Here is a 12,440-nt window from a genome sequence, read left to right on the forward strand (position 1 = left end):
CCAGCACCCCGGCCCCCCGGCCCGCCAGCCCGGCCAGGGCCTGGTAAAGGTTGACCAGGCCGCTGCCGGAGAGCAACCGCTCCGCCGACACATGGGCCCAGCGCCGGCGCAGTACCCGCAGCAGTTCCTCTTCTTCGGCGTTGCCCGGAGCCAGGTCGACGTGGCCGCCCTCGCCGGGCAGGCTGAGCCAAGTATCGCCGCAGGGCACCAGGTGGGCCACCCCCAGGCCGGTGCCGGCGCCGTACACCGCCACCGGGTGGCCGGGCCGGATCTCCCCGCCCCCGATCTGGCAGCGGTCTTCCGGCGCCAGCGCCGGTATCGCCATGGACACGGCGGTAAAGTCGTTGATCACCTCGAGCCGCGCCAGCCCCAGGCCGGCCTGCATGGCCGCGATGGAAAAGCGCCAGCTGTGGTTGGTCATCACCACCTGGTCCCCCTGCACCGGGCAGGCGATGGCGATGCAGGCCTCGGCCACCGTCACCCCCTGCTCGGCCAGATACTGCCGGATCACCGGCTCCAGGCCGGGGGAATCGGCAGTGGGATAGCTGCGGATGGCGGACAGGACGCCCGTGGCCCGTTCACAGAGGGCCAGGCGGGCATTGGTGCCGCCCACGTCGCCCACCAGGATATATTGGCTCATCGTCGTTACTCGCTTGATTAAAGGAAGTGGTTTGGCGGGCCGGCCCCGCTCGGACTGGGGCCAGCATAAAAAGGGTAATGCCACAAATGAAATCGATTTTATTGCCGGCAACATAGGTTTTCTCTATGTCGCAAGGCAGAAATCTTCCCCCAGAGCGGGCGATGCCCTGCGGCATAAAAATTCCGTTTACGCCGCCGGCCTTTGTGCTATAACCAGAGGCCGTTTTTTTCGCATTCATACAGGAAGTATCATGTCTCAATTCGACAACGTTACCGTGATCAAGAAGGCCAATGTCTACGACGGTGGCAAGGTGACCAGCCGGGTGGTCAAATTCGCCGACGGCAGCCGCAAGACCCTCGGCATCATGCTGCCGGGCGAGTACACCTTCGACACCGCCGCCGCCGAGCTGATGGAAATCCTCGACGGCGAGCTGGAAGTCCAGCTGCCGGGCAGCGACGACTGGCAGGCCATCAAGGGCGGCGAGTCCTTCAACGTGCCCGCCAACGCCATCTTCAAGCTCAAGGTCCACAGCCTGGTGGACTACTGCTGCTCCTACTTCGATTAAGCCTGATCCCGGGGCCAAGGCCCCGGGAACCGTCCTTCCCGCTGCGCGGCAATGCAGGCGGGCCGCCTGCGCGCCAGGGTTCGGTATATGCCTTGCCAGCCGGTGCGCAATAGCCGCAGACACGCTTTGCATCGCGTGGCATACCTGACATCATTCGACGCCAGCGCCTCCCCATTTCGGTGCGGATAACCGCTGCCCGCCCCAGGATGCTCAGTCCAGCCGGTATACCCGGGCCTCGAAGGGCCGCAGGCTGGTGTCCCCGGCCATGGCCTGCGGATAGTTGGCCAGTTGCGGCCCGGCCGCCGGCAGCGCCTCCTCCAGCAGCTGACAGTCCGCCGGTTCGCCGCTCAGGTTGACCAGCACCAGCCAGCGCTCGTCCCCCAGGCTGCGGCGGTAGGCGTAGATCTGCGGATGCTCCGCCAGCAGCAGTCGGTAGTCGCCGTAGATCAGCGCCGGCGCGGCCTTGCGCAGGCGGATAAGGGCGCGGTAAAAATTGAGCACCGAGTCCGGGTCGCCTTGCTGGGCGGCCACGTTGATGGCCCCGGCGTTGGGATTGACCTTGAGCCAGGGCGTACCCGTGGTAAAGCCCGCCCCGGGACCGGCCTCCCACTGCATGGGGGTGCGCGAGTTGTCCCGCCCGGTGCGGGAAAGCTGCGCCAGTATGTCGGATTCGGCCCAGCCCTGGCGCTGCAGTTCGGCATACTGGTTTTTGGCGGCCACGTCGTTGAAATCGTCGAGGCTCTCGAAAACCGTGTTGGTCATGCCGATTTCCTGGCCCTGGTAGATAAAGGGCGTGCCCTGCATCAGGAAGTACATGGCGGCGATGGCGGTGGAGCTTTCCCGCCAGTAGTCCCGGGTATCCCCCCACTTGGAGACGATGCGTGGAATATCGTGGTTCTCCACGTAGAGCGCGTTCCAGCCCCGGCCCTCCAGCCCGCCCTGCCAGCGGCCGAAGATATCCTTGAGCGCCAGCAGGTCGAGGCGCTGGTGCGGGTTGGCTTCCCACAGCTTGACGTGCTCGAACTGGAAAATCATGTTGAGCCGGCGACGCTGCTCGCCCACCCATTGCTCACCCGCCACCGCGTCGGCGCCGTTGACCTCCCCCACCGTCATGATGTCATAGTGGTGGAACACCTGCCGGCACATGTCATCCACATAGTCGAACAGCCCTTCCGCGTTCATGTGCTTGTCGAAGGAAGGCACATAGCGCAGCCCTTGCGGGTTGGGCATGTCCGACAGCGCCGGCTCCTTTTTCATATGGCAGATGGCGTCGATGCGAAAGCCGTCGATGCCCTTGTCCAGCCACCAGCGCATCATGTCGTACACCGCGTCGCGCACCGCCTGGTTTTCCCAGTTCAGATCCGGCTGCTTGCGGGAAAAGAGATGCAGGTAATACTGGTCGGTGCCCTGGTCATACTCCCAGGCCGAGCCCTTGAAGATGCTCTCCCAGTTGTTGGGCTCGGCGCCGTGCTTGCCGTCGCGCCAGACATACCAGTCGCGTTTGGGGTTGTCTTTGGAGGAGCGGGACTCGATAAACCAGGGGTGCTCGTCGCTGGTATGGTTGACCACCAGATCCAGGATGAGCCTCATGCCGCGGGCGTGCACCTCTTCCAGCAGCCGGTCGAAGTCGGCCAGGGTGCCGAACTCGGCCATGATGCCCTGGTAGTCGCTGATGTCGTAGCCGTTGTCGTCGTTGGGGGACGGGTACATGGGGCAGAGCCAGATCACGTCCACCCCCAGCTCTTTCAGGTAGTCCAGCTTGATGATGATGCCGTTCAGATCGCCGATACCGTCGCCGTTGGCGTCCATAAAGCTGCGCGGATAGATCTGGTAGGCAACGGCTTCCTTCCACCAGCTGCGTTGCAGCCGGCCGCTTGTTGTGGTGGTCATGGCATTGTCCTTGTTATCAGGGGCGGCACAGCGCCGCCGGGATAGAAAATCGGTCTGTGTTGACCCTTGATGGAGTGCGGACGCTCGGCAACAGTGCTAGAGCGCCATATAGTTTAAAAATCAGGCAGCGCCGACTCTTGGGGCGCGGGCGGCCCGCCTGCATGAGGGTGGCACCGAACTGCTGTAGATGCCGCTTTAGCCGGCACAAACCGACACAAACCGGCGCCCAATTTCCACGCCCACGCCTTGGCAGGTTTGCGCCACGTAAACGGGCGCCTACTCCCGTAGCCGGCGCTTTAGCCGCCGGGGAATACCGCACCTGGCCTTGCGCCACGTAAACGGGCGCCTACAGGTGAGATATCGCTCTGTTCAGGTTTTAAACCGATCGGTGCTCTAGCCTCAGCCGGCCGCCTCGTCCAGCAGCACCATAAAGGCCTCATAGGGCTGCAGCTCCAGCTCGCCGCGCCAGTGGTCGCGGGGGGCGTAGTTGCTGATCATCACCTCTCCCGGCTGCTGTAGCCCGGCGGGCAGGGTCAGGCTGGCGCGGCCGGCGAAGAAGTTGCACAGCACCAGCAGCCGCTGGTCGCCGAGCCGGCGCTGGTAGGCGAACACCCGCGGGTGCTCGCTCAGCAGCGGCTGGTAGTCGCCGTACACCAGCACCGGATGGGCCTTGCGCAGGCGGATCAGCCGCTGGTAGTGGTAGAAAACGGAGTCCGGATCGTCCAGGGCGGCGGCCACGTTGATCTGGTCGTGGTTGGGGTTGACCTCAATCCAGGGCGTGCCCCGGGTAAAGCCGGCGTTGGCCTCGCCGCTCCACTGCATGGGGGTGCGGGCGTTGTCCCGGCCGTTGGCGTGAATGCCGGCCAGCATCTGCTCATGGGGCACGCCGGCGGCGGTGCGCTCCCGGTAGAGGTTGAGGCTCTCGATGTCCCGGTACTGGTCGATGCGCTCGAAGCGCACGTTGGTCATACCGATCTCCTCGCCCTGGTAGACATAGGGCGTGCCCTTGAGGCCGTGCAGGGCGGTGGCCAGCATCTTGGCGGACTCGACCCGGTAGCGCCCCGGATCGCCGAACTTGGACACCGCCCGGGGCAGGTCGTGGTTGTTCCAGAACAGGGAGTTCCAGCCGCTGTCGGCCAGGCCCCGCTGCCACTTGTCGGTGATGGCCTTGAACGCCGCCAGGCAGAAGGGCCGGCTGCGCCATTTGCCTGCTTCGTCGTCCCAGGTCTGGGTGATGTGCTCGAACTGGAACACCATGGACAGCTCCTCCCGCGCCGGATCCGAGTAGAGCTTCGCTATCTCGGGGGTGGCGCTCCAGGTTTCGCCCACGGTGAGCAGGTCGCGCCCGCCGAAGGTGGCCTTGTTCATCTCCTGCAGCAGCGGGTGCAGGCGGGCGCCGTTGGTCATGATCTGGGCGTCTACCTCCTTGCCGATCAGGTCGATCACGTCCATGCGAAAACCGCCGATGCCCTTGTCCAGCCACCAGTTCATCATCTTGTGCACCTCGGCCTGCACCCGGGGGTTTTCCCAGTTCAGATCCGGCTGCTTGCGGGAAAACTGGTGGAAGTAGTACTCGCCGCTGGCCTCGTCGTATTGCCAGCCGCTGCCGCCGAAGTAGGAGCGGAAGTCGTTGGGCGGGCCGCCGTCCGCCGCCGGCTGGCGCCAGATGTAGAAGTCCCGGTAGGGGTTGTCGGTGGAGCGGCGCGCCTCGACAAACCAGGGATGCTCGTCGCTGGTGTGGTTGACCACCAGATCCATCAGGATGCGGATATCGCGCTTGCCGGCCTCGGCGATCAACTGCTCCATCTCGGCCAGGGTGCCGAACTCGGGGGCGATATCCTGGTAGTCGGAAATATCGTAGCCGTTGTCGTCCATCGGCGAGCGGAACACCGGCGACAGCCAGATGAGGTTGACGCCGAGCCGCTGCAGGTAGTCGAGCCGCTGGATGATGCCCGCCAGATCGCCGATGCCGTCGCCGTTGGCGTCCATAAAGCTGCGCGGGTAGATCTGGTAGACCACGGCGTCGTGCCACCATTTTTTGTCTGTTGCTGGGTTCATGTGCGGTTCCGTCTCAAAAAGTAAAAGCAATCAATGCTGGGCGCTGGGCAGCAGGCGGCGGAAGGCCCGGCCCTCGCGGTCGAACAGGTAGCAGCAGGCCGCCGGCAGGCGGATGCCGACCAGGGCGCCCGCCTCTATGGGCGAGCGCTCGGCGTTGCGCACCACCCAGGGCTCGCCGGCGTTGCCGTTGTCGAGGTAGAGGTAGGTCTCGTTGCCCATGTGCTCGACGAACATCACCTCCCCCTGGTATTCGCACTCGGCTTGCTCGCCCCATTGGACGTGCTCGGGGCGGATACCGAGGTTGACGCTCTGGCCTTCGGCCTCGGCCGGGGTGGCGATGGGCAGCAGCAGTTCCTTGCCGTTGTCGAGCTCGACCAGGCTCTGCTCGGCCCCGGCGCGCCTGAGGATGGCGGGGATCAGGTTCATCTTGGGCGAGCCGATGAACTGGGCCACGAATTCGTTGGCCGGGTGATCGTAGAGCTCGAGCGGGGTGCCCACCTGCTCGATATTGCCCTTGCTCAGCACCACGATACGGTCGGCCAGGGTCATGGCCTCCACCTGGTCGTGGGTCACGTAGATGATGGTGGCGCCCAGCCGCTGGTGCAGGGTGGCGATTTCCATGCGCATCTGCACCCGCAGCGAGGCATCCAGGTTGGACAGGGGCTCGTCGAACAGGAACAGCTTGGGCTCGCGCACGATGGCGCGGCCGATGGCCACCCGCTGGCGCTGGCCGCCGGACAGGTCCTTGGGCTTGCGCTCCAGCAGGGGTTCGAGCTGCAGGATACGGGCCGAGTCGCGCACCTTCTGGTCTATCTCTTCCTTGGGATGCCCGGCCAGCTCGAGGGCGAAGGCCATGTTCTGGTACACGCTCATGTGCGGGTAGAGGGCATAGGACTGGAACACCATGCCGATGCCGCGCTCGGCGGGGGTGTCGTCGTTGACGTACTGGCCGTCGATGAACATGCTGCCGCCGCTTATCTCCTCCAGCCCCGCTATCATCCTGAGCAGGGTGGACTTGCCGCACCCCGAGGGACCGACGAACACCACGAACTCGCCGCTGTTGATCTGCAAGTCCAGCGACTTGATCACCTCGGCCGCCTTGCCGTAGCGTTTTTGCAGTTTTTCCAGTGTTAATTGCGCCATGTTGTTACATCCTGTTTTTGATAATCCGTTTACGATCTTTGTAAAGCTTGTCTGTAACGGCTCATCGAAGAGTCAACAGGGCCACCTCCACCGACACGCTGCAAGCACGTCCCTGTGGCGCTCGGCACATGCCATCCCTGGCATGTGACGGTCGGTGTAGGCAATCCCTGTTGCCTCTTCCAGGCCCCGCTGTGGTCTGATGGTAGCGCCAACAGACGATACTGAGCTTTAGGGAGCAGCACCCTTTGTCCTCTTCGAGATTCCGCTATCTGAAGTGGTAACCCCCGCCCCTGCCTTACTTGAGGTAATCCAGATAGGGCCGCTGGCGGTCGATCATCAGGTCGACCATTTCCGGGATACGGCGGCACTTGTCGTTGACCGAATCCACCAAGAGCGCCTGGATCACCAGATCCCGCGAGCCCTGCAGCACCGCCTCGGCGGTGAGGTCGTGCACCGCCACCTGGTTGCAGAGCAGCCCCGCCACCCCGGCCGGCATGTCCAGCCGGATGCCGTGCACGCCCTTGCGGTCGATGATGGCCGGCACTTCCACCGCCATGAACTCGGGCAACTGGCGGATAAAGCCCTGGTTGGGGATGTTGACCGCCCCTTCCTCGTAGCCGGCGTCGGTGAGCATGCCTTCCATGATCGGCACCACCCGCTCCTTGAGCTTGAGCTCGATCACCGGCTCCACCTGGCCCAGGTAGTTGCGGTAGAAGGTGTAGAAGTCGAGGATGCCGCGGTGGTCGCTCACCTCATGGGCCCAGCGGATGTACTCGCCGAAGTGGCTGTCGCCGGTGATGGGCAGGTGGTGGAACTTCTCGAGAATTTCCCGGAACAGGGTGCGATCCGCCCAGGGGTAGGCGCTGTCGGCGCCGCCCAGGGCATCGCGCTCGGTGCTGCCCTCGGTGTCCACCAGCTTGCCATGGGTGCGGGTGTATTCCAGGATGTCGCTGTAGCCCGGCAGTTTCTCGAAATAGCCCGGCGCCTTGGCGCGGATGTCGGCGTAGGCGTCCTTGCCGCTGTCCCGGTAGCTGGCCTCGAGCAGCACGCTGAAGTGGTTGAGGCCGCCGGCGCGCAGCGCCAGGTTGCTGAAGGGGGTGTCCAGCATTTCCGGCAGGTAGCGCTCCAGGGAGGCGATTTCGTGGCACATGCCGACGAAGTTGAGTCCCGGAAAGCGGCGGTGCACCGTGGTGCAGATCCGGCTCATGGGGTTGGAGTAGTTGAAAGTCCAGGCATCGGGACAGATGTCGGCGATATCGGCGCAGATCTCCAGGATCGGCGGTATGATGCGCAGGGAGTGGAACAGGCCGCCGGGGCCGCCATTCTCGCCGTAGACCTGCTGGATGCCGTACTGCAGCGGGATCTGCCAGTCCTGGTCCCAGAGCGCGAAGCGATCGCCCACCTCGATGGAGATGATCACGAAGTCGGCGCCCCGGAGCGCGACCTTGCGATCCACGGTGGCGCTGACGGTAAAGGGCAGATCCCGGGCGGCGAGAAAATCGCGGGCGGTCTGCTCGGTGGCCGCCAGGGCGCGGGGGTTGATGTCGTGCAGCACGATTTCGCTGCCGGCCAGGGTGGCGCTCTGGAAGATGTCACCCAGGGTGCCGTAGCCGAACTGGGCGCTGCCGGCGCCGATCAGGACGATTTTTGTAGCCATTCGTTTTCTCCTTGTTCAGACACTGTTGGTAAGTGGGATCAACCCTTGACCGCACCGCTGGTCAGGCCGCTGACGATGCGTTTCTGGAAAATCAGTACCAGCACGATGATCGGCAGCGTCACCACCACCGAAGCGGCCATGATGCTGCCCCAGGGCAGTTCGTACTGGGAGGCGCCCTGGAACATGCCGATGGCCACCGGCACTGTGCGCTTGCCGCTCGAGATCACGAAGGTGAGCGCGAACATGAACTCGTTCCAGGCGCCGATAAAGGCCAGCAGACCGGTGGTGACCAGCGAGGGCCCCATGATGGGCGCGAAGATGCGGGTGATGATCACCCAGGTGCTGGCGCCGTCGACGATGGCCGCCTCTTCCAGCTCCACCGGCATCGACTTCATAAAGGTGGTCAGCACCCAGACGGTAAAGGGCAGCGAGAAGGTGGTGTAGGACAGCACCAGGGCGCCCAGCGAGTCGTACAGCCCCATAAAGCGCACCAGCTCGAACATGCCCGACAGCACCGCTACCTGGGGGAACATGGACACGCACAGTATGGTGAACAGCAGATACTTGCGCCCGCGGAAGGAGATCCGCGCCAGGGCGAAGGCGGCGGTGATCGACACCAGCAGGCAGAGCCCCACGGTGACGGTGGCCACCAGCACCGAGTTCAGCAGGCTGCGGGCGATGCCGTTGTCCACCAGGGCACCGATATAGTTGTCCCAGTGGAAGCCCGAGGGCAGGTAGTTGGCCAGGAACAGCTCCTGGCCGGTGCGCAGCGAGGTGAGCACCGCGTAGTAGAAGGGGAATACGCAGATCAGGACGGCCAGGGCGGCGCCGGCGTAGATCAGGCCCTTGTGGCCCCATTCCCGTTGCTGACGACCGAGCTTCATGCCTTGTTCTCCTTGTCGTTGAAACGGCCCACGTAGAGGAAGCAGGCGGCGATGCCGGCCACCATCATGAACACCAGTACCGAGGCGGCGGAGCCGAAGCCCATTTCCTGGTAGCTCACCATCTGATCCCGGGCGTAACCGGAGATGGAAATGGTGGCCTCGCTGTTGGAGGTGAGCACATAGATGAGATCGAACACCCTGAGCGCATCCATCACCCGGAAGATCAGCGCCACGATCAGCGCCGGCATGATCAGCGGCAGGGTGATGCGCCAGAAGCGCTGCCAGGCGGTGGCGCCGTCGACCCGGGCTGCTTCATACAAATCCTTGGGGATCAGCTGCAGCGCGGCCAGCAGCATCAGCGCCATAAAGGGGGTGGTTTTCCACACGTCCGCCAGCACCACCGCCCACATCGACAGCGAGGGGGTTGCTATCCAGGCCAGGGGCTGGTCGATAAGGCCGGTGCGCAGCAGCAGATCGTTCACCACCCCGAACTGGTCGTGGAACATCCAGCCCCACATCTTGGCGGTGACGATGGTGGGAATGGCCCAGGGCACCAGGATTGCGGTGCGCACCAGGCCCTGGCCGCGGAAGGTCTGGTTCATCAGCAGCGCCAGCAGCATGCCCAGCACCAGTTCGAGCGACACCGACACGGCACTGAACCAGAGGGTGTTGCCCACCGCCTGCCACCACAGGGGGTCGGCCAGCACGCCGTAGGCGCCGCTGTCGGTCAGCTCCAGGTAGTTGGCCAGGCCGACGAAGTTGTATTCGTGCGGCGCGTCCAGGGCGGCATCGGTCAGGCTGTAGAACAGGGTGCGCAACAGCGGCCAGCCGGCCACTGCCGCCAGCAGCAGCAGCGCCGGGGCCACCAGCACCCAGGCCACGCGGGCGCGCCGTTGCTGATGGTTGAGCTTGCGCCGCCCGGCCAGCTTGGGGGCCGAACCGGCGGTGGCCTTGGCCCCCCGCGGCGGCAGGGTCTTGGTATAATCTTCCATGGTGACTCCGTACAGTTCAGTTCGGCAGGAAAAGCGGGCCACGCATGGCCCGCCTGGGCGTTAGCGCCACTCCCTGCCCTTGATGCGTTCCAGCCGCTTCTGCAGATCCGACACCGCCTGTTCGCCGCTGCTGCGGCCGCTCAGCACGTTGTAGGTGGCGTTGTAGATGGCGTTGGACACCCGGGCGTACTGGCCCCTGGTCTGGGTGGCCGGGCGCGGCCGGGCATTGGCGAAGATGTCCCTGAATTCGGCGAGATAGGGCGCCATGGCCAGCACCTCCGGATCCTCGTACAACGCCACGCGCGACGGGGCCACGCCCACCAGTTGCAGTGCCTTTTTCTGGGCCTCGGCGTCACTCACGATTTTCAGCAGGGTCACCGCCGCCTCGGGATTTTTACTGTAGGCGCTCACCGACCACTGCCAGCCGCCCAGGGCGGCCACCGACTCGCCATCGGCCCCGCTCGGCAGCGGCATCACCCCCACCTTGCCCTTCACCGGGCTGTTGTCGGCCTGGGCCAGCACATAGGCGTAGGGCCAGTTGCGCATAAACAGGGCGCCACCGTTCTGGAACACGGCGCGGGCCTCTTCCTCCATGTAGCCGAGCGCGCCCTGGGGCGCTATGGTGCCGACCCAGCCGGCGGCCAGATCCAGCGCCTGGGCGGCGCGGACATTGTCGATGGTGACGGTGCCGTCGCCGTCCACGAAGTCGCCGCCGCCATGGGAAGCCACCCATTCCAGGGCGTTGCAGGTCAGGCCCTCGTAGGATTTGCCCTGGAACACCAGGCCCCAGAAGTTGCGCTGGCCGGCGGCCCGTTCGCCTTCCTGGATGCGGGTGGCGATGCGGGTCAGCTCTTCCCAGCTGGCAGGTGGCTGCTCGCCGTATTTTTCCAGCAGATCCTGACGGTAGTAGAGGGCGCCGGCATCGAGGAAGGCTGGCACCGCCTTGACCCGGCCGTTGACGATGTTGTTCTGCCAGGCACCGGGGAAAAAGTCGGCTTCCAGCTCCGCCACCTGCTCGGTCAGATCCAGGGTGTGGCGGTCGAGCAGCCCCACCCAGACGGTATCGGCCTGGAACAGATCCACGGCGTCGGCGTCGCGGGCGGCGAACAGCTGCTGGAACAGGCCCAGCTTCTCGTCGGAGGAAGGGGGAAACTCGATAAACTCCAGGGTGTGGCCGGTCTGCGTTTCGAAGCGATCCTTCACGTAGTCGCAAAACTCCTTGCCGGCGCCGGTGGGCGCGCATTCCATGCGCAGGGTATCGGCCTTTGCCACATTTAATGACGCGGCCACCATGGCCGCCACCATGCTGAGTGTACGTACTTTCATCTTGACCTCTCGTCTTCCTGATTGGAGGGATAAGGGATGGCGTTAACCATCCGTTAACTTTAGCTGTGTCCATCCTAGAGGAGGCGGAGGGATAAAAAGAAATGCTTTATTACGCCATTGATATAGAAAAAATCTATACAAAAAGGAGCCCAGGTGATCCGCTTCACAGTTTATGGCCCTACACCGTCCACAGGCCTGTGAAAATCTGTGACCGGTCTTAAAAACGGAGGGATTTGTCGTCCCGTGCTCCACACCCAAAGCGTTTTAAGCTTTATCGTTGACAAAAAATGCCAGGCTTTTAAGCTCTGCGATAGAAAGTATCTATCACTAACAAGGACGTATCGTGGACAAGCTGTTACGCCAGTTTATCGAGGTGGGCACCCTCAAGAACGTCAGCCATGCGGCCAACCGGCTGTGCCTCAGCCAGCCGACCCTGACCCACAACATGAAGAAGCTGGAAGAAAACCTGGGGGTACAGCTGCTGGTGCGCAGCTCGAGCGGCGTGACCCTCACCGAATACGGCGAGTTGCTGCTGGAGCAGGCGCGGATGATGCAGCGCATCTACGACAACACCCTGATCCGGATGGATCTGCTCAAGGAGCGCCAGGAGCGCAGCCTGAAGATAGGCAGCGGGCACGCCTGGTGGCACATGTTCCTGCGGGAAACCTTCGAGGCCCACCGCCGCCAGTACCCCACCGCCAATGTCCATATCGATCTGGGCAACCACCTGCGGCTGATGGATTTATTGCTGAGCGGCGATATCGACCTCTTTATCGGCCATGAAATCCAGGGGCTCAACCCCAAGGCCGGGGTCAGCTTCCTGCCGCTGCTGAGTTCGACCGATACCTGCTATGCGCGCACCGGCCATCCGCTGCGCGGGCGTACCGTCGGCCAGGAAGAGCTGTTGGCCTACCCCCACGTCGAACTCACCCCCGACGAACCCCGTTACCAGCACGTGATGGAGGACATGCAGGCCAAGCGCCGGGAGCGGCTGCAACTGCACATGACCGAGCGGGTGGTCTATTCCACCAACTCCGTCGCCACCGCCGTGGACATGCTGGCCGCCACCAACGGCATTATGGTGTTCCCCAGTTGCATGCAGGACTACTTCGCCCGCTTCGAGGTGCTCCCGCTCAGGCTGAAAGAGCCCCTGCGCAAGGGCATAGTGGGCATTTACCTGATGCGGGAAAAAGGGGAAGACCCGCACATCACCCAGGTGATCGAGCTGATGCGCCGGCATATGGAGCAAAACCGCCATATGCTGGAATAACGAAGGGGCCATTCC

At 63.9% G+C, this 12,440-nt stretch carries 10 protein-coding genes; 2 read left to right on the forward strand and 8 right to left on the reverse strand.

Translation table 11 applies throughout. From position 1 onward, the window contains the following. Nucleotides 1–640 (reverse strand): glucokinase (gene glk / locus CGX12_RS11330; protein ID WP_142995612.1); only part of this gene is annotated, 640 nt, incomplete at its 3' end. 250 nt (nt 641–890) lie between these two features. Here glk and ppnP point away from each other — a divergent pair. Continuing rightward, a complete protein-coding gene (gene ppnP, locus CGX12_RS11335) occupies nt 891–1,205 on the forward strand; it encodes a pyrimidine/purine nucleoside phosphorylase (protein ID WP_094039994.1) in 315 nt (104 codons plus the stop codon). Nucleotides 1,206–1,415: 210 nt separating this feature from the next. Here ppnP and CGX12_RS11340 read toward each other — a convergent pair whose 3' ends face one another. From CGX12_RS11340 to CGX12_RS11370, 7 genes are all read right to left on the reverse strand, one after another. Further along, the gene (locus CGX12_RS11340) at nt 1,416–3,095 is read right to left on the reverse strand and encodes a glycoside hydrolase family 13 protein (RefSeq protein ID WP_094039995.1); all 1,680 of its coding nucleotides are present in this window, start codon (nt 3,093–3,095) and stop codon (nt 1,416–1,418) included. A 399-nt stretch (nt 3,096–3,494) separates the two neighbouring features. Beyond that, nucleotides 3,495–5,153, reverse strand: coding sequence for a glycoside hydrolase family 13 protein (locus CGX12_RS11345; protein WP_094039996.1), 1,659 nt, complete (start codon nt 5,151–5,153; stop codon nt 3,495–3,497). A 30-nt stretch (nt 5,154–5,183) separates the two neighbouring features. Then, nucleotides 5,184–6,296: an ABC transporter ATP-binding protein gene (locus CGX12_RS11350; RefSeq protein ID WP_094039997.1), complete on the reverse strand. Its 1,113-nt coding sequence runs from the start codon at nt 6,294–6,296 to the stop codon at nt 5,184–5,186. Between the two features lie 295 nt (nt 6,297–6,591). Further along, nucleotides 6,592–7,953: a family 4 glycosyl hydrolase gene (locus CGX12_RS11355; RefSeq protein WP_094039998.1), complete on the reverse strand. Its 1,362-nt coding sequence runs from the start codon at nt 7,951–7,953 to the stop codon at nt 6,592–6,594. A gap of 38 nt (nt 7,954–7,991) precedes the next feature. After that, entirely contained in the window at nt 7,992–8,837 is an 846-nt protein-coding gene (locus CGX12_RS11360; protein WP_094039999.1) for a carbohydrate ABC transporter permease, read from the reverse strand. Further along, entirely contained in the window at nt 8,834–9,829 is a 996-nt protein-coding gene (locus CGX12_RS11365; RefSeq protein ID WP_094040000.1) for a carbohydrate ABC transporter permease, read from the reverse strand. The genes CGX12_RS11360 and CGX12_RS11365 overlap by 4 nt, the downstream gene beginning before the upstream one ends. Before the next feature lie 60 nt (nt 9,830–9,889). Continuing rightward, nucleotides 9,890–11,155, reverse strand: a complete 1,266-nt coding sequence (locus tag CGX12_RS11370) for an ABC transporter substrate-binding protein (protein ID WP_094040001.1) — start codon at nt 11,153–11,155, stop codon at nt 9,890–9,892. 343 nt (nt 11,156–11,498) lie between these two features. Here CGX12_RS11370 and CGX12_RS11375 point away from each other — a divergent pair, with 343 nt between their 5' ends. Continuing rightward, nucleotides 11,499–12,425 carry a LysR family transcriptional regulator gene (locus tag CGX12_RS11375; protein ID WP_094040002.1) on the forward strand — a complete coding sequence of 309 codons (927 nt, stop codon included), beginning with the start codon at nt 11,499–11,501 and terminating at the stop codon, nt 12,423–12,425. Nucleotides 12,426–12,440 lie beyond the last annotated feature (15 nt).

The sequence above is a fragment of the Zobellella denitrificans genome, from assembly GCF_002237365.1.
Taxonomy (GTDB): domain Bacteria; phylum Pseudomonadota; class Gammaproteobacteria; order Enterobacterales; family Aeromonadaceae; genus Oceanimonas; species Oceanimonas denitrificans.

What these genes read in the sequence shown, in the direction of transcription:
- ppnP (WP_094039994.1), top strand. Translation starts at nt 891, where the DNA reads ATGTCTCAATTCGACAACGTTACCGTGATCAAGAAGGCCAATGTCTAC.
- CGX12_RS11340 (WP_094039995.1), bottom strand. Translation starts at nt 3,095, where the DNA reads ATGACCACCACAACAAGCGGCCGGCTGCAACGCAGCTGGTGGAAGGAA.
- CGX12_RS11345 (WP_094039996.1), bottom strand. Translation starts at nt 5,153, where the DNA reads ATGAACCCAGCAACAGACAAAAAATGGTGGCACGACGCCGTGGTCTAC.
- CGX12_RS11350 (WP_094039997.1), bottom strand. Translation starts at nt 6,296, where the DNA reads ATGGCGCAATTAACACTGGAAAAACTGCAAAAACGCTACGGCAAGGCG.
- CGX12_RS11355 (WP_094039998.1), bottom strand. Translation starts at nt 7,953, where the DNA reads ATGGCTACAAAAATCGTCCTGATCGGCGCCGGCAGCGCCCAGTTCGGC.
- CGX12_RS11360 (WP_094039999.1), bottom strand. Translation starts at nt 8,837, where the DNA reads ATGAAGCTCGGTCGTCAGCAACGGGAATGGGGCCACAAGGGCCTGATC.
- CGX12_RS11365 (WP_094040000.1), bottom strand. Translation starts at nt 9,829, where the DNA reads ATGGAAGATTATACCAAGACCCTGCCGCCGCGGGGGGCCAAGGCCACC.
- CGX12_RS11370 (WP_094040001.1), bottom strand. Translation starts at nt 11,155, where the DNA reads ATGAAAGTACGTACACTCAGCATGGTGGCGGCCATGGTGGCCGCGTCA.